The sequence below is a fragment of the Variovorax sp. OV700 genome, assembly GCF_900099805.1.
In the GTDB taxonomy this organism is placed as follows: domain Bacteria; phylum Pseudomonadota; class Gammaproteobacteria; order Burkholderiales; family Burkholderiaceae_C; genus Variovorax.
In genome coordinates, this window is the sequence record NZ_FNDR01000015.1 from 43,549 (window position 1) to 64,971 (window position 21,423).

Annotated in this window: 18 protein-coding genes; 12 read left to right on the top strand and 6 right to left on the bottom strand. The window is 64.7% G+C overall.

What is annotated here, in order from left to right; all coding sequences use genetic code 11:
* The first annotated feature begins 2 nt into the window (after window positions 1-2).
* The 9 genes from BLR24_RS26435 (at window position 3) to BLR24_RS26475 (ending at window position 10,269) form a co-directional block, all read left to right on the top strand.
* Window positions 3-1,526 (top strand): sugar ABC transporter ATP-binding protein, encoded by a 1,524-nt coding sequence (locus BLR24_RS26435; protein WP_093022980.1) that lies wholly within the window; start codon window positions 3-5, stop codon window positions 1,524-1,526.
* 17 nt (window positions 1,527-1,543) lie between these two features.
* Window positions 1,544-2,572, top strand: a complete 1,029-nt coding sequence (locus BLR24_RS26440; RefSeq protein WP_093022983.1) for an ABC transporter permease — start codon at window positions 1,544-1,546, stop codon at window positions 2,570-2,572.
* A 31-nt stretch (window positions 2,573-2,603) separates the two neighbouring features.
* Entirely contained in the window at window positions 2,604-3,557 is a 954-nt protein-coding gene (locus BLR24_RS26445) for an ABC transporter substrate-binding protein (RefSeq protein ID WP_093022985.1), read from the top strand.
* 22 nt (window positions 3,558-3,579) lie between these two features.
* Complete coding sequence (locus tag BLR24_RS26450) at window positions 3,580-4,860, top strand: L-fuconate dehydratase (RefSeq protein ID WP_093022987.1); 1,281 nt, start codon at window positions 3,580-3,582, stop codon at window positions 4,858-4,860.
* Window positions 4,861-4,890: 30 nt separating this feature from the next.
* A complete protein-coding gene (locus BLR24_RS26455) occupies window positions 4,891-5,667 on the top strand; it encodes an SDR family oxidoreductase (protein ID WP_093022989.1) in 777 nt (258 codons plus the stop codon).
* A 49-nt stretch (window positions 5,668-5,716) separates the two neighbouring features.
* Window positions 5,717-6,046: an L-rhamnose mutarotase gene (locus tag BLR24_RS26460; RefSeq protein ID WP_093022991.1), complete on the top strand. Its 330-nt coding sequence runs from the start codon at window positions 5,717-5,719 to the stop codon at window positions 6,044-6,046.
* Between the two features lie 305 nt (window positions 6,047-6,351).
* Entirely contained in the window at window positions 6,352-7,605 is a 1,254-nt protein-coding gene (locus BLR24_RS26465) for a hypothetical protein (protein WP_093022993.1), read from the top strand.
* A 189-nt stretch (window positions 7,606-7,794) separates the two neighbouring features.
* On the top strand, window positions 7,795-8,475 hold the full coding sequence (locus BLR24_RS26470) for a Crp/Fnr family transcriptional regulator (RefSeq protein ID WP_093022995.1): 681 nt from the start codon (window positions 7,795-7,797) through the stop codon (window positions 8,473-8,475).
* Window positions 8,476-8,637: 162 nt separating this feature from the next.
* Window positions 8,638-10,269 (top strand): tannase/feruloyl esterase family alpha/beta hydrolase, encoded by a 1,632-nt coding sequence (locus BLR24_RS26475; protein WP_093022997.1) that lies wholly within the window; start codon window positions 8,638-8,640, stop codon window positions 10,267-10,269.
* Here the strand turns inward: BLR24_RS26475 and BLR24_RS26480 are convergent.
* On the bottom strand, window positions 10,240-11,901 hold the full coding sequence (locus BLR24_RS26480; protein ID WP_093022999.1) for an AMP-binding protein: 1,662 nt from the start codon (window positions 11,899-11,901) through the stop codon (window positions 10,240-10,242). The genes BLR24_RS26475 and BLR24_RS26480 overlap by 30 nt on opposite strands.
* 28 nt (window positions 11,902-11,929) lie before the next feature.
* Window positions 11,930-12,523, bottom strand: coding sequence for a 2-hydroxychromene-2-carboxylate isomerase (locus BLR24_RS26485; RefSeq protein WP_093023001.1), 594 nt, complete (start codon window positions 12,521-12,523; stop codon window positions 11,930-11,932).
* Between the two features lie 159 nt (window positions 12,524-12,682).
* On the opposite strand from BLR24_RS26485, the gene BLR24_RS26490 reads away from it, so the two are divergent.
* From BLR24_RS26490 to BLR24_RS26500, 3 genes are read left to right on the top strand one after another with little or no spacing between them, the layout of a single operon-like run.
* Window positions 12,683-13,423 carry an SDR family oxidoreductase gene (locus tag BLR24_RS26490; RefSeq protein WP_093023003.1) on the top strand — a complete coding sequence of 247 codons (741 nt, stop codon included), beginning with the start codon at window positions 12,683-12,685 and terminating at the stop codon, window positions 13,421-13,423.
* A gap of 7 nt (window positions 13,424-13,430) precedes the next feature.
* Window positions 13,431-14,417, top strand: coding sequence for an NAD(P)H-dependent flavin oxidoreductase (locus BLR24_RS26495; RefSeq protein WP_093023005.1), 987 nt, complete (start codon window positions 13,431-13,433; stop codon window positions 14,415-14,417).
* A gap of 53 nt (window positions 14,418-14,470) precedes the next feature.
* Window positions 14,471-14,689 (top strand): hypothetical protein, encoded by a 219-nt coding sequence (locus tag BLR24_RS26500; protein WP_093023007.1) that lies wholly within the window; start codon window positions 14,471-14,473, stop codon window positions 14,687-14,689.
* 30 nt (window positions 14,690-14,719) lie between these two features.
* On the opposite strand, the gene BLR24_RS26505 is transcribed toward BLR24_RS26500, so the two are convergent.
* The 4 genes from BLR24_RS26505 to BLR24_RS26520 are packed head-to-tail and all read right to left on the bottom strand — an operon-like array spanning window position 14,720 to window position 21,399.
* On the bottom strand, window positions 14,720-15,790 hold the full coding sequence (locus tag BLR24_RS26505; protein WP_093023009.1) for an enolase C-terminal domain-like protein: 1,071 nt from the start codon (window positions 15,788-15,790) through the stop codon (window positions 14,720-14,722).
* Window positions 15,791-15,811: 21 nt separating this feature from the next.
* Window positions 15,812-19,351 carry an indolepyruvate ferredoxin oxidoreductase family protein gene (locus tag BLR24_RS26510; RefSeq protein ID WP_093023011.1) on the bottom strand — a complete coding sequence of 1,180 codons (3,540 nt, stop codon included), beginning with the start codon at window positions 19,349-19,351 and terminating at the stop codon, window positions 15,812-15,814.
* Window positions 19,348-20,292, bottom strand: coding sequence for a 2-dehydropantoate 2-reductase (locus tag BLR24_RS26515; protein ID WP_093023013.1), 945 nt, complete (start codon window positions 20,290-20,292; stop codon window positions 19,348-19,350). The genes BLR24_RS26510 and BLR24_RS26515 overlap by 4 nt, the downstream gene beginning before the upstream one ends.
* A gap of 15 nt (window positions 20,293-20,307) precedes the next feature.
* A complete protein-coding gene (locus BLR24_RS26520) occupies window positions 20,308-21,399 on the bottom strand; it encodes a tripartite tricarboxylate transporter substrate binding protein (protein ID WP_093023015.1) in 1,092 nt (363 codons plus the stop codon).
* Window positions 21,400-21,423 lie beyond the last annotated feature (24 nt).

A 21,423-nucleotide genomic window follows, 5' to 3' on the forward strand; every position in this document is an offset into this window, starting at 1 on the left:
CCATGCACCCCATCGTCACCATCCGCGACCTCTGCAAATCCTTTGCCGGCGTGCGCGCGCTCGACAAGGCGCAGTTCGACCTTCTGCCCGGCGAGGTGCATGCCCTGATGGGCGAGAACGGCGCGGGCAAGTCCACGCTGATGAAAGTGCTGGCGGGCGTCTACAGTAAGGACTCCGGCGAGGTGATGATCGACGGCCAGCCTGTGGACGTCGCGAGCCCGCGCGCGGCGCAGGCGCTGGGCATCGGGATCATCCATCAGGAGCTGAACCTGATGAACCACCTGAGCGCCGCGCAGAACATCTTCATCGGCCGCGAGCCGCGCGGGCGCTTCGGCCTCTTCATCGACGAAGACGGGATGCGCGCCGAGGCCGAGCGCATCTTCGCGCGCATGAACCTGCGGCTCGACCCGCACACGCCGGTCGGCGAACTCACGGTCGCCAAGCAGCAGATGGTCGAGATCGCCAAGGCGCTCTCGTTCGACTCGCGCGTGCTCATCATGGACGAGCCCACTGCCGCGCTCAACAACGAGGAAGTGGCCGACCTGTTCCGCATCATCGGCCAGCTCAAGGCGCAGGGCGTGGCCATCATCTACATCTCGCACAAGATGGACGAACTCAAGTGCATTGCCGACCGCGTGACCGTGATGCGCGACGGCCAGTACATCGCCACCGTGTCGATGGCCGACACGCCCATGGACACGCTCATCGCCATGATGGTCGGGCGCCAGCTCACCGAGGTGGAGAACGATTTTCCCGACACCTCGGGCAACGAGATCGTGCTCGAGGCCCGGGGCATCCGTCGCGGCTCGATGGTGCGCGATGCGAGCTTCGTGCTTCGCAAGGGCGAGATCCTGGGCTTTGCGGGCCTCATGGGTGCGGGCCGCACCGAGCTCGCGCGCGCCGTCTTCGGCGCCGACCGCATCGACGCGGGCGAAGTCTTCGTGCACGGCAAGAAAGTGTCGATCAGGTCGCCCGAGGACGCGGTGTCGCATGGCATCGGCTACCTCTCCGAAGACCGCAAGCACTTCGGCCTGGCCACCGGCATGGACGTGGAAACAAACATCGCCCTGCCGAGCATGAAGAAGTTCCTGTCGATGGGCGTCTTCATCGACCAGGCCGCCATCGAAGCCGCGGGCGAGCGCTACGTGAAGCAGCTCAGCATCAAGACGCCCTCGGTGCGCCAGCAGGTGCGGCTGCTCTCGGGCGGCAACCAGCAGAAGATCGTGATCGCCAAGTGGCTGCTGCGCGACTGCAGTGTGCTGTTCTTCGACGAGCCCACGCGCGGCATCGACGTGGGCGCGAAGGCCGAGATCTACCGCCTGCTCAATGAACTGGCCGCCGAGGGAAAAGCCATCGTGATCATCTCCTCGGAGCTGCCCGAGATATTGCGCGTGAGCCACCGCGTGCTGGTGATGTGCGAAGGCCGCATCACCGGCGAACTGGCGGGGCGTGAAGCCTCGCAGGAAAAGATCATGCAGCTCGCCACCCGGCGTGAAACCACCGCTGCTACCGCCGCCACCGCATGACGACTGGAGACAACGCTTTGACAACCCCCACCGCGACCACCGCCACCGCGCCCGGCTTCTCACTGAAGGCACGGCTCTTTCGTCCTGCTACGCGGCAGAAGCTGCTGGCCTTTGCCAGTCTGATCGCGCTGATGGTGTTCTTCAGCGTCGCGTCGCCGCAGTTTCTGCAGACCGACAACCTCGTAAGCATCCTGCAATCGACCGCGGTGAACGGCGTGCTGGCCATTGCCTGCACCTTCGTGATCATCACCGCGGGCATCGATCTTTCGGTAGGCACGCTGATGACATTCTGCGCCGTCATGGCCGGCGTGGTGCTCACCTACATGGGCATGCCGCTCGCGCTGGGTATCGCGGCCGCGATCTTCTTCGGTGCGCTGGCGGGGTTCGTGTCAGGCGTGCTGATCGCCAAGCTCAAGATCCCGCCCTTCATCGCCACGCTGGGCATGATGATGCTGCTCAAGGGCCTGTCGCTCGTGATCTCGGGCACCAAGCCGATCTACTTCAACGACACGCCGGACTTTCCGGCGATCTCGCAGGATTCGCTGATCGGCTACTTCATTCCGTCGCTGCCGATTCCGAATGCGGTGCTGATCCTGTTCCTGGTGGCGGTGGCCGCGAGCATCGTGCTCAACAAGACCATCCTCGGGCGCTACACCTTCGCGCTCGGCAGCAACGAGGAGGCGGTGCGCCTGTCGGGCGTGAACACCGACTTCTGGAAGGTCGTGGTCTACACGGTGAGCGGCGGCATCTGCGGCATTGCGGGCCTGTTGATTGCCTCGCGCCTGAACTCCGCGCAGCCTGCGCTGGGGCAGGGCTATGAGCTCGATGCGATTGCCGCGGTGGTCATCGGCGGCACCTCGCTCAGCGGCGGCACCGGCACCATCGTGGGCACGATCATCGGCGCCTTCATCATGAGCGTGCTGACCAACGGCCTGCGCATTCTTTCCGTCGCGCAGGAATGGCAGACGGTGGTGACGGGCGTGATCATCATCCTGGCCGTGTACGCGGACATCCTGCGCCGTCGCAGCAGCAGCAGCGCGCACTGATCCTGTTTCTACAACCGAAGGAGACATTCGCATGATTCAAAGAAGAGCAGTCGCAACCACGCTGGCCGTGTCCCTCATCGGCCTGTCGGGTTTTGCCCAGGCACAGCAGGCGCAAGAGATCTACATCCCGCTCGTGTCCAAGGGCTTCCAGCACCAGTTCTGGCAGGCCGTGAAGTCCGGCGCCGAACAGGCCGCGAAGGACCTGAAGGTGAAGGTGACTTTCGAAGGCCCCGAGACCGAGGCGATGGTCGACAAGCAGATCGACATGCTCTCCGCCGCGCTCGCGAAGAAGCCGCAGGCCATCGGCTTTGCCGCGCTCGACAGCCAGGCCGCCATTCCGCTCCTGAAGAAGGCGCAGGCCGCCAAGATTCCCGTGGTGGCGTTCGACTCGGGCGTGGACAGCGACATCCCCGTGACCACCACCACGACTGACAACAAGGCCGCCGCGGCGCTGGCCGCAGACAAGATGGCCGAGCTGATCGGCAAGTCGGGCGAGGTCGCGCTGGTGGTGCATGACCAGACCAGCCGCACCGGCGTGGACCGCCGCGATGGGTTCGTCAACCGCATCAAGTCGACCTACCCGAACATCAAGATCGTGAGCGTGCAGTACGGCGGCGGCGATCAGCTGAAGTCCACCGAGATCACCAAGTCAATATTGCAGGCCTCGCCGACCCTGAAGGGCATCTTCGGCGCCAACGAGGGCTCCGCCATCGGCGTGGTCAACGGCGTGAAGGAGATGAAGCGCAGCGGCAAGGTCGTAATCATCGGCTACGACTCCGGCAAGCAGCAGAAGAACGCCATCATCGACGGCAGCATGGCCGGCGCCATCACGCAGAACCCCGTGGGCATGGGCTACAAAACCGTGGAGATGGCGGTGAAGGCGGTCAAGGGCGAGAAGCTGCCCAAGGTGGTGGACACAGGCTTCTTCTGGTACGACAAGACGAACATCGCCGACCCCAAGATCGCAGCGGTGCTGTACGACTGATTCTTTCCCTGAAGACTCGTTCATGACCATCGTTCGATCCATGCGCGTACTGGACGTGCGCTTTCCCACTTCCCAGCAGCTCGACGGCTCCGACGCGATGAACCCCGACCCGGATTACTCCGCGGCGTACGTCGTGCTGGAGACCGACCAGCCGGGGCTCGAAGGCCATGGCCTGACCTTCACCATCGGCCGCGGCAACGAGATCTGCTGCGCGGCCATCGAGGCGATGCGTCACCTGGTCGTCGGGCTCGACCTGCAGTGGGTGGCTGAGGACATGGGCCGCTTCTGGCGGCACATCACGTCCGACAGCCAGCTGCGCTGGATCGGCCCCGACAAGGGCGCCATTCACCTCGCAACCGGCGCGGTGGTCAATGCGATGTGGGACCTGTGGGCCAAGTCCGAAGGCAAGCCGGTGTGGCAGCTGGTGGCGGACATGAGTCCCGAGGCGCTGGTGCGTTGCATCGACTTTCGCTACATCACGGACTGCATCACGCCCGAAGAAGCGCTGGCGCTGCTGCGCGATGCGGCTGTTGGCAAGGCCGGGCGCGTTGCCACGTTGCAGGCCGAGGGCTACCCCTGCTACACCACGTCGGCCGGCTGGCTCGGCTATTCCGACGAGAAGTTGCGGCGGCTCACGCAAGAGGCGGTCGATGCGGGCTTCAACCACATCAAGCTCAAGGTGGGGCGCGACCTGCAGGACGACATCCGCCGGCTGACCGTGGCGCGCGAGGTGCTCGGGCTCGACCGCCACCTGATGATCGACGCCAACCAGGTCTGGGAGGTCGACCAGGCCATCGACTGGGTGCGGCAGCTGGCTTTCGCCAAGCCCTGGTTCATCGAGGAGCCGACGAGTCCGGATGACGTCGAAGGACATCGCAAGATTCGTGAAGGCATCGCGCCGGTGGTGAAGGTGGCCACGGGCGAGATGTGCCAGAACCGCATCATGTTCAAGCAGTTCATCATGCGCGGCGCCATCGACGTGGTGCAGATCGATGCGTGCCGGCTTGGCGGCGTGAACGAGATCCTGGCGGTGATGCTGATGGCCGCGAAATACAAGCTGCCCGTGTGCCCGCATGCCGGCGGCGTGGGGTTGTGCGAGTACGTGCAGCACCTGTCGATGATCGACTACCTGTGCATCTCGGGAACGCGGGAGGGCCGGGTGATCGAGTATGTGGACCACCTGCATGAGCACTTCGTCGAGCCCTGCGTGATTCGCGGTGCGGCGTACATGCCGCCGACGGCCGCCGGTTTCTCGATCACGATGAAGCCCGAGTCGCTCGAGCGCTATCGCTTCCGTGGATAGTCGGAAAGAACAGAAAGGCATCGCGCAGTCATGGATCTGAACCTCAAAGACAAGGTGGTGCTCGTCACCGGCGGCGGAAGCGGCATCGGTGCGGCCATTTCGCTCACGCTCGCGCGCGAAGGGGCGGTGCCGGTGATCTGCGGCAAGAATCCGCTGGATGCGACGTTTGAAGAAGAGCTTCGCGCGCTGCAGCCGAAGGCGCGATTTCTTCAGTTCGAACTGATGGAGGAAGCGGGCTGTGCCAAGGCCATCGAGAGCACGGTCGCGGAGTTCGGCCGCATCGATGGCCTGGTCAACAACGCGGGTGTGAACGACAGCGTCGGCCTCGAAGCGGGGCGCGAGGCTTTCATGGCATCGCTGGACCGCAACCTCATTCATTACTACGTGATGGCGCATTTCTGCCTGCCGCACCTGAAGGCAAGCCGCGGCGCCATCGTCAACATCTCGTCGAAGACTGCGCTGACGGGGCAGGGCAACACCAGCGGCTACACAGCGGCCAAGGGTGCGCAGCTTTCGCTCACGCGCGAGTGGGCTGCTGCGCTGCTGGAAGATGGCGTGCGTGTCAATGCGGTGATACCGGCCGAAGTGATGACGCCGCTGTACCAGCGCTGGATCTCGGCGTTCGACGAACCCGATCGCAAGCTGGCTGCGATCACCGACAAGATTCCGCTGGGGCGGCGGATGACGACGCCGCAGGAGATTGCGAGCACTGTGGTGTTTCTGTTGTCCGACCAGGCCTCGCATACGACGGGGCAGTGGGTGTTCGTGGATGGCGGGTATACGCACCTGGATCGGGCGTTGACCTGATCACTTTCCGCTCTTCCTCCTTTTTTTCATCGACTGGATCGAACGACCCATGCGCCACTGCCTTGCCCTAGATCTGAAAGATGACGCGGCGCTGATTGCCGAGTACGAGGCCTACCACCGCAGCATCTGGCCAGAGGTGCGCGCCCATCTGCATGCGCATGGCGTGACGGGCATGGAGATCTATCGGCTCGGGACGCGGATGGTGATGCTGATGGAGACGGACGACGCGCGCTATGACGCCGAGGCCATGGCGGCTGCAACGCGGAACGATCCGAAGATCCAGGCGTGGGAAGAACTGATGTGGAAGTTCCAGGCGCCTACGCCGTGGACGCCTGCCGGAGAAAAGTGGGCGGGCATGAAGCGGATATTCGAGTTGTAGCTGCCTCTTGCACGCAACTGCGTTGCCAAAGGCAGCCAGCAACCTGTTGCTCCAGTGTTTCCTTTTTTGTCGACCTCGACTCGAATGCGAACCAGAACTGTCGCATGCGGGCGGGCCGAAGCGACGCGCCATGTCACTTTTCGGGGGCGACGCGCGCGTTTTTTGCTGACGGGGAAGTGGGCACGGATCGTGCGCCTTGTGCCACGGCAAGTCCCCGGCAAAGCCGTCCGGGCGGCAGCCGATTCTCTTTCAATCAAACAACGTTTTTCATGATCATTTTTTCCCGACGGTGCGTTTTTGCACTGATGATTTCGGTGCTCCTGTTCGGCTGCGGTGGTGGAGGCGGTGGCGGTGGCGGTGGTGGTACCCAAGGTGGGGGCTTGGCCGGCCTGATCGGCTTGGGCGGCGGCAGTGGCAGCCAGGGCGCCAATGGCGCCAGCCAGAGTGGTGGAAGCACAGGAAGCACAGGTGGTACGGGCAATACAGAGGGAGTTTCTTCGCCCGTCGCGGCGACCACTGCGTTGGTGACCAGGCTCGGCAAGCCCGCTCGGGTGCTGCTCGGACTCGGCGCGGGCAACCCCCCCGATCAGATGAAAAGCCAGGACATTCACCCTGACATCATGGACGCCTACCTTGTGGGAGTAGGCGCGGGCGCCTGGCCCACCTGGAACAGTCCCGATGGGGCGTACATCACGTACACCGCGCAGGCCATCCAGGCATACGGCGCGATCCCGATGTTCACGCTGTACCAGATGACGGCGCTCGGCGAGGGCAATCTGAGCGGCATCAACGACGCGACTTTCATGAACAACTACTGGGCGCAGGTACGGTTGATGTACCAGCGAATTGCAGCCCTCGGCACGCCCGTTCTGATCAATCTGGAACCCGACTTCTGGGGATTCGTTGCGGCGCAGGCGCCCGATCGCGATGCCACGCGGCTGGCGGCCGTCGTGGACAGCCAGCCCGAATGCGGCGGGTTGCCCAACACCGCCGGGGGCCTTGGCCAATGCCTGGTGCAGATGGGCAGGAAGATCGCGCCCAAGGCGTTGGTGGGATTCCCGCCCGCGTTCTGGAGCGGCACCGCTGCCGCAATCGGCGCCCAGATGCGGGCGGTCGGGGCCCATCAGGCGGACTTCATCGTCGCCCAGACCAGCGACCGTGACGCGGGCTGCTGGGAGGTGCCGTCGCCTCCCGCGGAATGCACGGGTCGAAGCGGTCCGTTCTACTGGGACGAAAGCAACACCACCAGCCCGAACTTCCACGAGTCGCAGCGCCAGATTTCCGACTATCGCGCGGCCCTGGGCAATGGGCTGCCGATCCTGTGGTGGCAAACGCCGATGGGCGTGCCGTCCGACACGCCCGGTGGCACCGACCTGCACTATCGCGACAACCATGTCGACTACATGCTGCGCAACGCTCAGGAGTATGGTGACACGCACACTTTTGCAATCGTCTTCAGCGCCGGTGGGAGTGTTCAGACCTCGATCAGCACCGATGGCGGCCAATTTGCGCGCCTGTCGGCTCAATATCTTGCACGAGGCGGCGCCACCTTGAAGTAGCGACGGCAACCGGGAAGGCCGAGAGGCTGATTTGTCCGTCAGGGTTTGTCCTGACGGTACAAAGACCCAAATGTCCTCCGCGCTACAAACGCGACGAGCCTATGTTCATAGGATTCGCAAGCGTGAAGGAAATATGCAATGAGAGCTCGATCTGGTTTGGTCTTCGCCCGTGTCGTTGAGTAGTGACCGATGCTGCCTGCCAAGGATCTGAGCGCCTTCTTTGAACGATGCATCTGGCCGCGCGCCCTGACGCAGGCAGAGCGCACCAAAGCGTTCGAGGCTCTGTACGTTCGTCATCATGAAGCGCACTCCTATGTGTGCCAACGCGACGAGATCGCCGACAGCTGGATTGGGGTGCTGGAGGGCTTCCTTCGTGTTCAGGACACCACGGTGGACGGCCGGCTGATCATGTTCACGGGGGTCGCCGCCAGCGGTTGGATCGGCGAAGGGTCGCTCCTGAAGCCGGAGCAGCGCAAGTACGACGTCATGGCGACGCGACCGACCATCACGGTCCATCTGCCACGCGCCACGTTCTCATGGTTGCTCGATCGAAGCATCCCGTTCAACCATTTCATGCTCTCGCATCTGAACGAGCGTCTTGGACAATTCATCGCGATGGTGAAGTTTGATCGACTGCTCGAACCGACGGCGCGAGTCGCGCGTGGCATCTCCAGCCTGTTTCATCCGGTGCTCTATCCGAACACGGACTCGACGCTGCGAATCAACCAGGAGGAAATCGGCTTGCTCGTCGGCATCTCGCGCCAGCGCGTCAACGTCGCCTTGACCGAACTGGAAACCGCGGGCCTCATTCAACGGGGCTACGGCTACATCACCGTGATGGACAGGCAAGCACTTGCCAGGTACTCCTAGCGCGGCTGCCGCACATCGAAACCGGAGGGTTTTTCCTTAGAAATCAGTGGCCGGAATGTCGGTCTTGGAACAGTTGGTCAAGGGCTCGCCTTTCAGAATCTCCTGGGCATCGCGCCATCTCGTTGCGGTGCGCAGGCTGAAAACTGACAAAGGAATAGAGACATGCACTTCTTCTCCCCAAAGGCACCCTTGGCTGGCGCGAAGCTTCACGTTGCTGCTGCTGTCAGCGTAGCGATGCTGGCAGCTTGCGGCGGCGGCTCCAACAACGGCGGCGCGCTCCCCCTGCTGCTCCCTGGCCCCCCAACTGCACAACCCGAAAGCCCTCCATCCGCACCGGTTGTGACGGCTCAAAAAGCATGTGGCGATCTGACCGGGAAAACCGTTGCAGGCGCCGCCCTGACGGCCGTGATGGTGGCTGCGACGGCAGACGTTCCCGTGTACTGCAAGGTCACCGGCACCATATCGCCCGCGTTGAACTTCCAGATATCTCTGCCAGAGGCATGGAACGGCAAGCTCTACTACCAAGGAGGAGGCGGCTACAACGGCGCCATTTCGCCGCCTTCGGTGCCGGCCCTGGGCCTGGGCTACGCCGTCATCGCAAGCGACTCCGGCCATCAGGACAATGCGTTGAGCGCGGACTTCGCGCTGACCGATACCTTTGCGGCCCAGCTGTTCGGCAGCCTCTCGGTACCCACGGTGATGTCGACGGCGAACGAGACCCTGGTGGCTGCCTATGGGTCTCTGCCGGCCAAGTCGTACTTCGAGGGTTGCTCGAACGGCGGGCGAGAAGCATTGATGGCCGTGCAGCGCTCGCCGAATCTCTTCGATGGGGTCATCGCGCGCGCACCCGCATACAACTGGGTCGGGTTCATGGGCGCCTTCAACCGAAATTCCAGGGCGCTTGCCGCGCCTGGCGGCGCATTCAGCGCTGCGAAGACGGCGCTCCTGAGCAAGCATGTCCGAGACGCTTGCGATGGGCTCGACGGAGTCGCCGACGGCGTGGTGTCGAACCAGGCTGCCTGCACGCCGGCGCTCGCCAATGTGGCGGCCCTGCGCTGTGCCGGCGGAACCGACTCCGGAGACAGCTGCCTGTCGGACGCACAGCTCGACGTGGTGGCGTCCTGGACCACGGAGGCAAGCTTCACGGGCAGCGCCACCTTCCGGAACGCCGGTTGGAACCTGACAGGAAACGAGGACGATCCGGGCGCCTGGAGGACTTGGCTCACGGGCGACGGCAATCTGACCATGGCGCTCCAGTTTCTGTTTCAGGATACGACGGTCAAGAACTATCTTGCCCGCGACAGGACGGTCAGCTCGCTCGCCTACACGCCCTGGGATCAGAACCAGAATGCGCTCTATGCCATGGCCGCGCTCAATGATGCGACCAACACGGACATCCGGCCGTTCATCAACAGCGGAGGCAAGCTGATCTTGTGGCACGGCGGAAATGATTCCGCGCTCAGTGCGAAATCGACCGTGGAGTACTACGGGAACATGCGAAGCTCGGTGGGCGCCGCGGCGGCTGACGCGGCGACGCGTTTCTATGTGGCGCCGGGGGTCAACCACTGCAGCGGAGGGCCGGGTGCCGATACCTCAGATCTGCTGACGGCTCTCGACCAATGGGTGACGAAAAGCAAAGCGCCCTCCACGTTGGTCGCGGAGAAGCGCGATGCAGACGGAGCAGTCGTCCTGAGCCGGCCTCTGTGCCAGTTCCCGCAGTATCCGAGATACACGGGTCCCGCCAATGATGCCGCCGCTTCCAAGTCAGCTGCCAACTACACCTGCAGCTCCTGAGTGATTGGGCCGCAGTTCTTTGCGCAGAATCTTTCCCACCGCTGATTTGGGCAATGATTCGAGAAACGTGATGTGGCGGGGAACCTTGTACGCCGCAAGGAGCTTGCGGCAATGCGCTTCCAACTCTTCCGCCTGCAAGCCCGGTGCGCGCCGGACGACGAAGAGGTGGGGCGCCTCCGCCGAACGCTCGTCCGGCACCCCGACGCACGCGCATTCGAGTACGTCCGGGTGCATGGCGACCACCCCCTCGATCTCGTTCGGATAGACGTTGAAGCCGGAGACCAGGATCATGTCCTTCTTGCGGTCGACGACGTACATCAGGCCCTGCGCATCCATGGTGACGATATCGCCGGTGCGGAACCAGCCGTCCTGCGTGAAGGACCTGCGCGTTTCCTCCTCGCGATTCCAGTAGCCCGCGAAGACCTGCGGGCCCTTGATCAGCAACTCGCCGGGCGTGCCGAGCGGCACCGGCTCGCCCGCATCGTCGACGATCAGGACATCGGTGGAGGGCACGGGCGCACCGATCGTGCCGTTGCAGCCGGGTGCATTGAAGGTGGCGCTGGGTGATGTTTCAGTGAGCCCGTAGGCCTCGGTGATGGGCGGGCCACCGGCTTTCACCCACTTCGCGGCAACTGCTTCCTGGATCGAGGCGCCGGCGCCGATGACAACGTTGCAGCGGGAGAAGTCGATGCCCGCGATCTCAGGCAAGGTCACCATGGCATTGAACATCGTGTTGACGCCGATCAGCATGTCGAAAGGCGCCCGCTTGAGTTCGGCGCAAAGCGCCTGGGCATCGCGCGGGTTGACCACCAGTCGGTTGTGGGCGCCACTGGCCAGCGATGTCAATGTGGTCCCGAGCGGAAAGATGTGGTACAGCGGCAGCGGCGTCACGATCTCGAAGTTGTCGATGTCGAGCGCCAGTGCCAACCATGACCGCATCTGCAGCGAGCTGGCAAGCACGCTGCGGTGCGTCAGGCACGCGCCCTTCGAAACGCCCGTCGTGCCGCCGGTGTACTGCAAAAACGCAAGATCGGATGGACCGACCTGCTCGCTGGTGAAGTCGGCGTCGGCCAACACGGACATCGCGTCGCGCAGGCTCACGATGCGGGCGCGGTCGTTCGCGGCCGCAGCATCGGGTTGGCCGGCCGTCGCGAACAATGACTGCTTCACCTCCCGCATCGGCACGGTCATGACATACCGCAGCTGTGTCTGGTCGAGAATCTCGCTCACCAGGCCCATGAAGGGCTCGGCCGCTACCAGCGCGGTAGCCCCGGAATCGGCCAGCTGGTAGGCCAGCTCGCGCGCCGTGTAGAGCGGATTCATGGTCACGCCCACCATGCCCGCGCGCAGGATGGCGGCCAGTGCCACCGGGTAGATGAGGTTGTTGTGCAGCAGCAGGGCCACCCTGTCGCCACGCTTGAGCCCGGCTGCTTGCAGAGAACGCGCGATGAGCGCCGACGCATGCTCGACCTGGGCGAAGGTCAGCGATTCACCAGCGCAGGTCACGGCCGTCCTGGCGGCGTACCTCGTGAAAGCGCGTTCCAGCAGGGTGACGAGGGTTTCTTGCTCGTCGAGGATGATGTCGCGGGGAAGTCCTGCCGGGTAGGAGGCATGCCAGAGTCGGTGTTCCATGTGATTTCTTTCGTGCGGTGGGCGGGGCTCAGGACTGCAGCGCTTCGCGCACGAAGTCCATCCGGTCCTGGCCGAAGAACATCTGGTCGCCGACGAAAAGCGTGGGTGCGCCGAACACGCCGCGCTCGACTGCTTCTTGCGTCGTGGCCTTCAGCGCGGCCTTGGTCTCGACGTCCTGCGTCAGGCGCTCGATCTCGGCAGGATCGAATCCACCTTCGGTCAGGATGCGGGCCGTGAGCTGCGCATCATTCAGGTTGAGCGCGTCGATCCAGAGCGCCTTGAACACGCAGGCCAGCAGTTGCTGCAGCTGCTCGGGGCGTCGCAGTTGAATGCCGGTGACCGCGCGCATGAGGAACAGCGTGATGACCGGGAAGTGCGGATTGCCCTGGAACGGAACGCCATACCGGCGCGCGTGGCGCTCGTAGTCCATCTGCGTATATCGCCCCTTGACGGGGATCGTGGCCGGCGAGGCGTTGCCGGTGGCCTGGTAGACGCCGCCCAGCAGCATCGGCCGGTAGACGAGGTCGGCACCGTGGCTGGCGCACAGGCCAGGCAACTGCGTCCACGCCAGGTAGGACGACGGACTACCGACATCGAAGAAAAAATCGACTGACTTGGGCATTCAAGGACTCCTTTAAATAAACGAACGTTTGGTAAACGGAAGCTATGTGATTAACGAACCCCCGTCAACGGGGTTTCACTGGGTTCTTCTTCGATTGACAAACGATCGTTCATTGATTAACGTGCGATGACTTAACGGACGTTTTTTAAAGGAGAACGCATGGACCAAACAGCCAACCACCGCGGTGTGGCTCTCGTCGTCGGCGCCGGCGACGCCACTGGCAGCGCCATTGGCGCGCGATTCGCCCGCGAGGGCTATGTCGCGTGCCTCACGCGGCGATCGGCCGACAAGCTGGAACCGGCCGTCGAACGCATCCGCGCGGCCGGCGGCCAGGCGTTCGGCTACGGCAGCGATGCACGCAAGGAGGACGACGTCGTCGCCCTGATCGACCAGATCGAGAAGGAGCGCGGCCCGATCGAAGTGATGGTCTTCAACATCGGCGCCAACGTGCCCAGCAGCATCCTGGAGGAAACGGGGCGCAAGTACATGAAGATCTGGGAGATGGCCGCCTTCAGTGCGTTCCTGAATGCGCGCGAGGTCGCGCGCAGGATGGTTGCGAGGGGTCGCGGGACGATTCTGTTCACCGGCGCGACGGCGGGCATTCGCGGCTCCGCGAACTTCGCGGCCTTTGCCGGCGCCAAGCATTCCCTTCGCGCACTGGCCCAGAGCATGGCGCGAGAGCTCGGCCCGCGGGGCATCCATGTGGCGCACATCGTGGTCGACGGCGCCATCGACACGGAGTTCATCCGCAGCAACTTCCCGGAACGCTACGCGCTCAAGGAGCAGGGCGGCATCCTGAACCCCGAGCACATCGCGGAGAACTACTGGTACCTGCACACCCAGCCTCGAGACGCCTGGACGTTCGAGATGGACCTGCGCCCCTACATGGAAACCTGGTGAAAGACACATGAAAACACGCATCACTGAACTCTTCGGCATTCGCCACCCGATCATCCAGGGCGGCATGCACTACGTCGGCTTTGCGGAGCTGGCCGCGGCCGTGTCCAATGCCGGCGGGCTCGGGCTCATCACGGGCCTGACCCAAAGAACCCCCGAGCTCCTGGCCAAGGAAATCGCGCGCTGCCGCGACATGACGGACGAGCCCTTTGGCGTCAACCTCACGTTCCTGCCGACCTTGTCCTCGCCGCCATATCCCGAGTACATCGCGGCGATTGCCGAGGGCGGCGTTCGCATCGTCGAGACGGCCGGGCGCAGCCCCGAGGCCTACATGCCCGCGCTCAAGAAGGCCGGCATCAAGGTGATCCACAAGTGCACCTCGGTGCGCCACGCGCTGAAGGCCGAAGCGATCGGATGCGACGCCGTGAGCGTGGACGGTTTCGAGTGCGGCGGACACCCGGGCGAGGACGACATGCCCAACATGATCCTGCTGCCCCGGGCCGCCGAGGAACTGAAGATTCCATTCGTGGCCTCCGGGGGCATGGCCGACGCACGCAGCCTGGTGGCGGCCCTGGCGCTGGGCGCTGACGGCATGAACATGGGCACGCGCTTCGTGGCGACGCAGGAAGCGCCGGTCCACCAGAACGTGAAGGACGCCATCGTCGCGGCCACCGAGCTCGATACGCGGCTCGTGATGCGCGGCCTGCGCAACACCGAGCGCGTGCTGACCAATTCATCGGTCGAGCAACTGATCCGGATCGAGAAGGAAAAAGGCGCCGATCTCAAGTTCGACGACATCATCGACCAGGTCGCGGGCGTCTACCCGCGCGTGATGCTGCAAGGCGAGATGGATGCGGGCGCTTGGAGCTGCGGCATGGTGGTCGGCCTGATCAACGACATTCCGACCGTGCAGGAACTGATGGACCGCATCATGGAGGAGGCGGAGCAGCTGATCACACGACGGCTCTCAGGGTTCCTGGAGCCTGCTCTGGCTTAGCCTGCGGACATCGGCCGGCCCACTTTGCCCAGTGAGCCGGCTCCGCATTTGACATGATGAGAGCTCCTGTCAAGCCGGCCTACGTGGCCCGGTACAGTTCGCTGTTCAACGGCGGCGAGCTTGCGTTCCCATGCGATGCGCGAGGCCGCGTAGACCTCGACGGGTTGAGCGAGCGGGCGCGCAACAACTACTTCTATGCCCGGGCCCTGACCGGACGCGCATTCGCCGCGCCAGTCATCATGGCCGGTGGCGAGGGATCGGCCCGATGTTGAAAATGAAGGCCGCTGTCCCTTGACGGGCGTTCACACCAGGTATCGCTGCACGGCTGCTTCGTTGAACTCGACACCCGACCCCGGCCGCTCGCTGGTGTAGGCCATCCCATCGCGCACGTCGAGCGGCTCCTTCAGGATCGGGTTCCACCAATCCATGTATTCGAGCCAATGCGCGGTCGGCGTAGCGCAAAGCAGATGGGCGCTGACTTCCGGCCAGAAATGGTTGGAAAGCGCCACGCCATAAAGCTGGCCCAGTGCGGCAATTTGTTGCCAACCGGTGACCCCGCCGCATCGCATGGCGTCGGGCATGGCCAGGCCGCGCACACCCGCGTCGAAGGCGTGGCGGAAACCGAGAGCCCCCAACCAGTTTTCACCGGCTTGCAACGGCGTGGTGATGGCTGCTGCCAGCTGCACCAACCCGGCATGGTCATGGGCAACGATCGGCTCTTCGATCCAGGCGAGGCCTTCGCCCTCCAGGGCGCGCAGGCGCCTCGCTGCGTCGCTGGTACCAAGCGATTGGTTGTAGTCGACCATGATGGCTGCGTCCGGGCCCATCGCCGAGCGCATGGCGCGCACGACGGCCAAGTCTTCCGCGACGGTCGGATAACCGATCTTCGCCTTGACCGCCTTGAAGCCTTTGCGCGCCCACTTCTCGGCGGACTGGCCGCTGCCCAGCGCGCCCTCATAGCTGACGCCCGCATAGGCCTGGACCGGTCGCGGCGATGATCCGAGCATGGTGGACAGGGGCAGCTCGTGTGCGCGAGCGAAAGCGTCCCATACCGCCATGTCGATCCCGGCCAGGGCCATCCCGACCAAACCTTCGGTGCCAAGCATCCGGAAGTGCCCATGCAGCCTGCGCGAGAGATCGGCGGGCGCCAGAGGCTGGCCGACGGCGACCGATTCGAGATTGCGCATCAGCTCGGCCAACGGCTTCTGTGCGGCGAGCCCGTAGCTGAACAGGATGCTATGGCCTTGTACGCCGGCGTCCGTGTTGATGGTCAGGAGCACGAGGGGCGATACCCCGACCGTGCCGGAGGCAGTGCGCAGGGGCTCGGGCATTGGAACGATGACGCAGCGGACCTGGAACGAGGTGATTTTCATTGGGTGATCTCGAAAATGGGTTCAGGCCGCCGCCCGCGCCGTTGTTGCCTGTGCCGCAGAGGAGGCCTCGAATTCGGCCAGCAGCGCCTGCCGGGCAATCTCCGCTTCAGCCATGCTGCGCTCCTTCACGTGGCCATAGCCGCGGATGCGCTGCGGCAGTTGGGCCAACTGGATTGCGATCTCGAGGGTGTGTGCGCGCAGTTCGCTTGCCAGGCGCTGCAACAGCACCTCGTAGTTGGCGATCAGCTCGCGTTCGGCACGGCGCTCGGCGGTGTAGCCGAACAGGTCGAATGGCGTGCCGCGCACAAATCGAAGCCGAGACAGCAGGCGCATCGCAGGCAGGATCCAGGGGCCGTATTCGCTTTTCTTCAATTGCCCGGTCAGCGGGTCGCGGCGCGACAGCAGGGGCGGGGCCAGGTTGAAGCGCAGGCGCTGCGGCCCCTCGAATTGCGCGACGAGGGCGGCCTGGAACTCCGGCGCCGTGTGCAGGCGCGCCACCTCGTACTCGTCCTTATAGGCCATCAGCTTGGCCAGGTTTTCGGCGACGGCCAGCGACAGCCGCTGGCTGCCGGGCGCCACCGCGGCCTCGGCTTGCGCGATTTTTTCAACCAGCGCGCTGTAGCGCAGTGCGTAGTCGGCGTTCTGGTAACGCCTGAGCAGTTCAGTGCGGTGCGACAGCACCTCCTGCAGCCCTTGTGGCAGCTTCGGCGCGGGCGGCGAAATACCGGCCGAGGCCGCCTCGACCGCGGCGCGGTTCGTGACCCAGAGGCGGCCCAGGCGCAGCGCGCGACGATTGGCCTCGACCTGCACGCCATTGAGCTCCAGGGCCCGCTCGATGGCCGCCACGCCCACCGGCAGCCAGCCCTTCTGCGCCGCCACACCCAGCAGGAGCGTATTGGCCGCCACCGCATCGCCGCACAGCGCGGTGGCGAGGCCGGTCGCGTCGACATAGTCCACATGCTCGGGGCGTACCACGCCCGCGACCTTGCGCTGGAGCATGGACACCTCGACCCGATGGTCCGGGTTCCTGGTGAAAACCGCGCTCGGCGGCACGCGGTTGTTGCCGAGGAAACGGCTGCGTTCCATGTCCAGCGTGCGTGACGCCTCGTCCGCCAGACCGGCGAGCATGTCGAAGGCCAGCATCAGGTCGGCTTCGCGCAGCCCGATGCGCTGGCTGGCGATGCCCGAGGGCGCCGCCGCGACGCGCAAGTGGCTGAAGACCGTCCCGTTCTTCTGAGCCACGCCGGTCATGTCGTAAACCGAGGCGGCCTTGTGTTCCAGGTGCGCCGCCATGGCCAGCACCGCGCTGACCGTGATCACGCCGGTGCCGCCGATGCCGGCCACCATGACGGAAAAGCCATCGGCAACGGGCCGCACCGGCGGTACGGGTATGTTCTGCAGCAGCGTCTCGGGTATGTCGCCCTGCGCGGGCCGGCGCAGGCTGCCCGAGGTGACCGTGACGAATGACGGGCAAAAGCCCTCCGCGCAGCGATAGTCCTTGTTGCACGAGGACTGGTTGATGGCGCGCTTGCGGCCCAGGGCGGTTTCCACGGGTTCGATGCTGATGCACCCGGATTGCGCTGAGCAGTCCCCGCAGCCCTCGCACACGGCCTGATTGATGAACAGCCGCTTGGGCGGATCGACCATGACCTTGCGCTTGCGCCGGCGGCGCTTCTCCGCGGCGCAGGTCTGTTCGTAGATGAGTACGGTGCAGCCCGCCACTTCGCGCAGTTCGCGCTGCACCGCATCGAGATCGTTGCGGTGACGTATCGTCACCTCTTTGGGCATGGCGGCATCGGACCGGTGCAGATCCGGATTGTCCGACACCAGCACCACCTGCTTCACGCCCTCGCCCAGCACTTGGCGGGCCACCCGGCTGACCGAAATAGGCCCATCCACGGGCTGGCCGCCCGTCATGGCCACGGCGTCGTTGTAGAGGATCTTGTAGGTGATGTTGGCTTTGCTGGCGACCGCGCCGCGCAGCGCCAGCAGGCCGGAGTGGTAGTAGGTGCCGTCTCCGAGGTTCTGGAACACATGGCGTGTCTTGGTGAAATGGTGCAGTCCGCTCCAGTTCATGCCTTCGCCGCCCATCTGCGTGGACAGCAGGGTGCGCGCCTTGTAGAACATCGCCATGCTGTGACAGCCGATGCCCGCCAATGCGAAGCTGCCTTCGGGCACGTTGGTGGATGTGTTGTGCGGGCAGCCCGAGCAAAAGTAGGGAGGGCGGCTGTCCTGGGCCGTCGCCAATGAGATGACGCCGCTGCGGCGAGGGGCCAGCAGCGCAATGCGCGCCTCCAGCGCTGCATCGGCCAGGCCCGCCGTGCGAAGGCGCGCGGCGATCGCCAGCGCGAGGTCCAGCGGTTCGAGTTGCTTCTCGAGGGTGACCAGCGGCGAACCATGCTCGTCGTTTTTGCCGACGATGCGCGGGCGCGCCGCGTCGTTGTACAGCATGGCGGCGGCCTGGCGCTCGACGAAGGCGGCCTTTTCCTCGATGAAGAACAGCTCGGCCTTGCCGGCGGCGAATTCCTTCAGCCCGACCGGCTCCAGCGGCCACACCATGCCGACCTTGTACAGCGCCAAGCCCAGCGTGCGAGCCCGCGCGTCGTCGATGCCCAGATAGGACAGCGCCTGGCGCGTGTCCTGGTAGGCCTTGCCGGCTGAAACCAGCCCGAACCGCGCACTCTCGTCGCCCATCGTGCATTGGTCGATGCGGTTGGCGCGCGCAAAGCGCAGGACCAGCGGCAACCGGTGATGCATCAGGATGGTTTCGTCGCGCGCCGGCGCGAACGCGCCACGGTAATGCACGCCCTCGGGCGGCAACAGATCGGCCGGGTCGGGCAGGGCGATGTGCTGCGCCTGCGGGTCGATGTCAACCGTGGCCGTCTGCTCGATGGTCTCGTTGACCACCTTGAGGCTGGCCCAGCAGCCGGCGTAGCGCGACAGCGCAAAGCCCAGCAAACCGAACCGCACGATGTCCTCGACGTTGGATGGATACAGCACCGGGATCGAGTTGGCGGCCATCGCCTGCTCGCTTTGATGCGCAACCGTCGACGACTTGCCGGGGTGATCGTCGCCGAACACCGCCAACACGCCGCCGCGCGGATGCGTGCCGGTGTAATTGGCGTGCTTGAAGGGGTCTCCGGAGCGATCGACGCCGGGCCCCTTGCCGTACCACATGGCGAACACCCCATCGACGTTGGCGGGACCCAGCGCGTCCAGCTGCTGCGTACCCCAAACCGCTGTCGCGGCCAGATCTTCGTTGACGCCCGGATCGAAAACAATGCCCGCCTCCTTCAGGTGCCGCGCCGCCGCCCACAGTGCCTGGTCGAATGTCCCCAACGGCGAACCGCGATAGCCGCTGATATAGCCGCCGGTGGACATGCCCGCGCGGCGGTCGCGTTCGCGCTGCAGCAGCAGCACGGCGATCAACGCCTGCGCGCCGGTCAGGAATGCCGAGCCCTGCGCCAGATTGAAGCGCTCGTCGAGGCTGGCGAGCGAGCGCAGCGCGCCGGCTTCGACCGGGGGGCGGGCGAGATCGATGATGTCGGGCGTCGGGCTCATCGTGCGGACGCTGCCGCGTGCTGGGCCTCGTAGACCTGCAGGTTGCAGTAGGCGGTCTGCAGCAGAGGAACCGCTGCGCCCACGAGCCTGGCTTGCGCAATCAGGTCGCCCAGGATGGCCTGTGATTCCAGTCGCGGTATGCCGGCCATCATGTCGCGCGCCATCGATGCGGCCCAGGGCGAAGCCGGGTCCAGCAGGACGCGCTGGACCATGCCGACCGAAGCTGGGCCCGGCGGGTGGCCGGACAGGGTGGCAACCTGCGTCACTTCGTCGATCGACTGACGGATCACGGCCTCGCCACCCGTGGCGCCCAGTATCTGGCCGACACTCGCGCGCATCAGCGTGGTCGCGGTGGCCCCGGACGCGAGCATCACCCACTTCTCCCACAACTCCTGCTCGATGTCGGCGGAGAACCTGCGCATGCCGGGCGTGCGCGCGATCAGTTCGTGAAAGCGATGTGCAACGGGCTCCTGCGACGCGGCACGCGCGCCGAGGACAAACACGTCGTTAGGCCCGAAGTGCTGGATCGCGCCGTCGGGCATCAGCATGGCGGCGATGTAAGCAATGCCGCCGAGCACCTTGTCGCTGCCGAAGCGCTGGTCCAGCCGGTTGTAGGCTTCCACGCCATTGATGACGGGCAGCACGAGCGCGCCCGCTGCCACTGCGGGGGCGATCGTGTCCATCGCCTCGTCGAGATCGAAGGCCTTGCAGGTCAGCAGCACCACATCGGCCTGTGCCGCAGGCCCGGCCAGTTCGGCGCGGCTGAGCGTCGCAACGGGCAGGTTCATGTCGCCCAAGGCACTGCGCGCGACCAGCCCATGCTCGCTCAGCTGAGCCCGGCGCCGCTCGCGCACGAGGAAACGCACTTGTGCCCCGGCCTGTTGCAGGCGAGCTCCGTAATAGCCACCGGCCGCGCCGGCTCCCAACACCAGAATTTGCATGGAGATTCCCTCTGTTTATTGCGCTTGCAAGTTGATCGACTTGGCCACGGCCCGCATCTTTGCGATCTCGTCCCTGAAGAAATTCGCCGCCTGCACCGTGTCCAGGGGCCCCAAGACTCGCGAGCTGTTTTCGCGCACGAAGCGCAGAAATTCAGGCTTTCCCAGCGCCTCGGCGCTGGCACGGTTCAGGCGCGCCACTTCGGCATCCGGAACCCTCGTCGGGACAAACAGGCCGCTCCAGACCGAGTGGCTGAACGACTTGAGGGAACTGCCCTCGTTCAAGGTCGGAACGTCGGGCAGGTCGGGGTTGCGCTGCTCGCTCGCAATGCCGATCGCCTTCACCTTGCCGGACTTCAGCAATCCGACCACAGGACCGGCGAGGGGAAGGAACGCCAGGTCAATCTGGCCGCCCACCAGGTCGGGCACCATCGAGGCCGTGCCTTTGTAGGGCACCGCCATCAGCTTTGCGCCGATACGCGCTTCGAAGTCGGCTGCCGCTATGTGGGATGAGGAGCCGTAACCGATGTTGCCGATGGAGAGTTCCGGGTTGCCAGGCTTGCGCACGTAGGCCACAAGCTCATCGACGTTCTTGAACGAATGCTTGGACGCGCTCAGCAAAATGAAGTCCGTCGTGCCCAGGGGCGCGACCAGCTTGAACGACTCCGGCGAGTATTTCGCCGTAGCAATGCTCAACGGTGCCAGGATCAGGTCGGGTCCGCTCGTGCCCAGGACCACAGCGTTGTCGGGCGCCGCCGAAGCCACGTTCATCGCGCCCAGCGCGCCGCTCAGGCCTGGCAGGTTTTCGACGACGACGGTCTGGCCCAATGCGTCCTGCAGGGCCGGTTGTATCTGCCGGAAGGTTACGTCCACTGCGCCTCCGGCAGGCCAGGCCACCCGAACAATGAGGGGCTTGCCGCTCGCGTTTTGTGCATACGCGGCGGGAAGGAAAAACGAAGCGGCGACTGCCGCGGCGAACAGAATTTTTTTCATCGAACTGCTTTTTTTAGTTGGCTGTGCGTTGTCTCTATGGCTTCGAAATTCTGCGGCGCACATCCCCAACCGGCGAGGTTCGGCAAGGTCAGGTGGGGGTTCATTTGCGCCATTCATGCCACCTTCTCCACGGGCAGCGCT

Bases quoted from the DNA above. Each gene is read 5' to 3' on its own strand.
- BLR24_RS26435 (WP_093022980.1), top strand. From the start codon at position 3: ATGCACCCCATCGTCACCATCCGCGACCTCTGCAAATCCTTTGCCGGC.
- BLR24_RS26445 (WP_093022985.1), top strand. From the start codon at position 2,604: ATGATTCAAAGAAGAGCAGTCGCAACCACGCTGGCCGTGTCCCTCATC.
- BLR24_RS26450 (WP_093022987.1), top strand. From the start codon at position 3,580: ATGACCATCGTTCGATCCATGCGCGTACTGGACGTGCGCTTTCCCACT.
- BLR24_RS26455 (WP_093022989.1), top strand. From the start codon at position 4,891: ATGGATCTGAACCTCAAAGACAAGGTGGTGCTCGTCACCGGCGGCGGA.
- BLR24_RS26460 (WP_093022991.1), top strand. From the start codon at position 5,717: ATGCGCCACTGCCTTGCCCTAGATCTGAAAGATGACGCGGCGCTGATT.
- BLR24_RS26465 (WP_093022993.1), top strand. From the start codon at position 6,352: ATGATTTCGGTGCTCCTGTTCGGCTGCGGTGGTGGAGGCGGTGGCGGT.
- BLR24_RS26470 (WP_093022995.1), top strand. From the start codon at position 7,795: ATGCTGCCTGCCAAGGATCTGAGCGCCTTCTTTGAACGATGCATCTGG.
- BLR24_RS26475 (WP_093022997.1), top strand. From the start codon at position 8,638: ATGCACTTCTTCTCCCCAAAGGCACCCTTGGCTGGCGCGAAGCTTCAC.
- BLR24_RS26480 (WP_093022999.1), bottom strand. From the start codon at position 11,901: ATGGAACACCGACTCTGGCATGCCTCCTACCCGGCAGGACTTCCCCGC.
- BLR24_RS26485 (WP_093023001.1), bottom strand. From the start codon at position 12,523: ATGCCCAAGTCAGTCGATTTTTTCTTCGATGTCGGTAGTCCGTCGTCC.
- BLR24_RS26490 (WP_093023003.1), top strand. From the start codon at position 12,683: ATGGACCAAACAGCCAACCACCGCGGTGTGGCTCTCGTCGTCGGCGCC.
- BLR24_RS26495 (WP_093023005.1), top strand. From the start codon at position 13,431: ATGAAAACACGCATCACTGAACTCTTCGGCATTCGCCACCCGATCATC.
- BLR24_RS26500 (WP_093023007.1), top strand. From the start codon at position 14,471: ATGATGAGAGCTCCTGTCAAGCCGGCCTACGTGGCCCGGTACAGTTCG.
- BLR24_RS26505 (WP_093023009.1), bottom strand. From the start codon at position 15,790: ATGAAAATCACCTCGTTCCAGGTCCGCTGCGTCATCGTTCCAATGCCC.
- BLR24_RS26510 (WP_093023011.1), bottom strand. From the start codon at position 19,351: ATGAGCCCGACGCCCGACATCATCGATCTCGCCCGCCCCCCGGTCGAA.
- BLR24_RS26515 (WP_093023013.1), bottom strand. From the start codon at position 20,292: ATGCAAATTCTGGTGTTGGGAGCCGGCGCGGCCGGTGGCTATTACGGA.
- BLR24_RS26520 (WP_093023015.1), bottom strand. From the start codon at position 21,399: ATGAATGGCGCAAATGAACCCCCACCTGACCTTGCCGAACCTCGCCGG.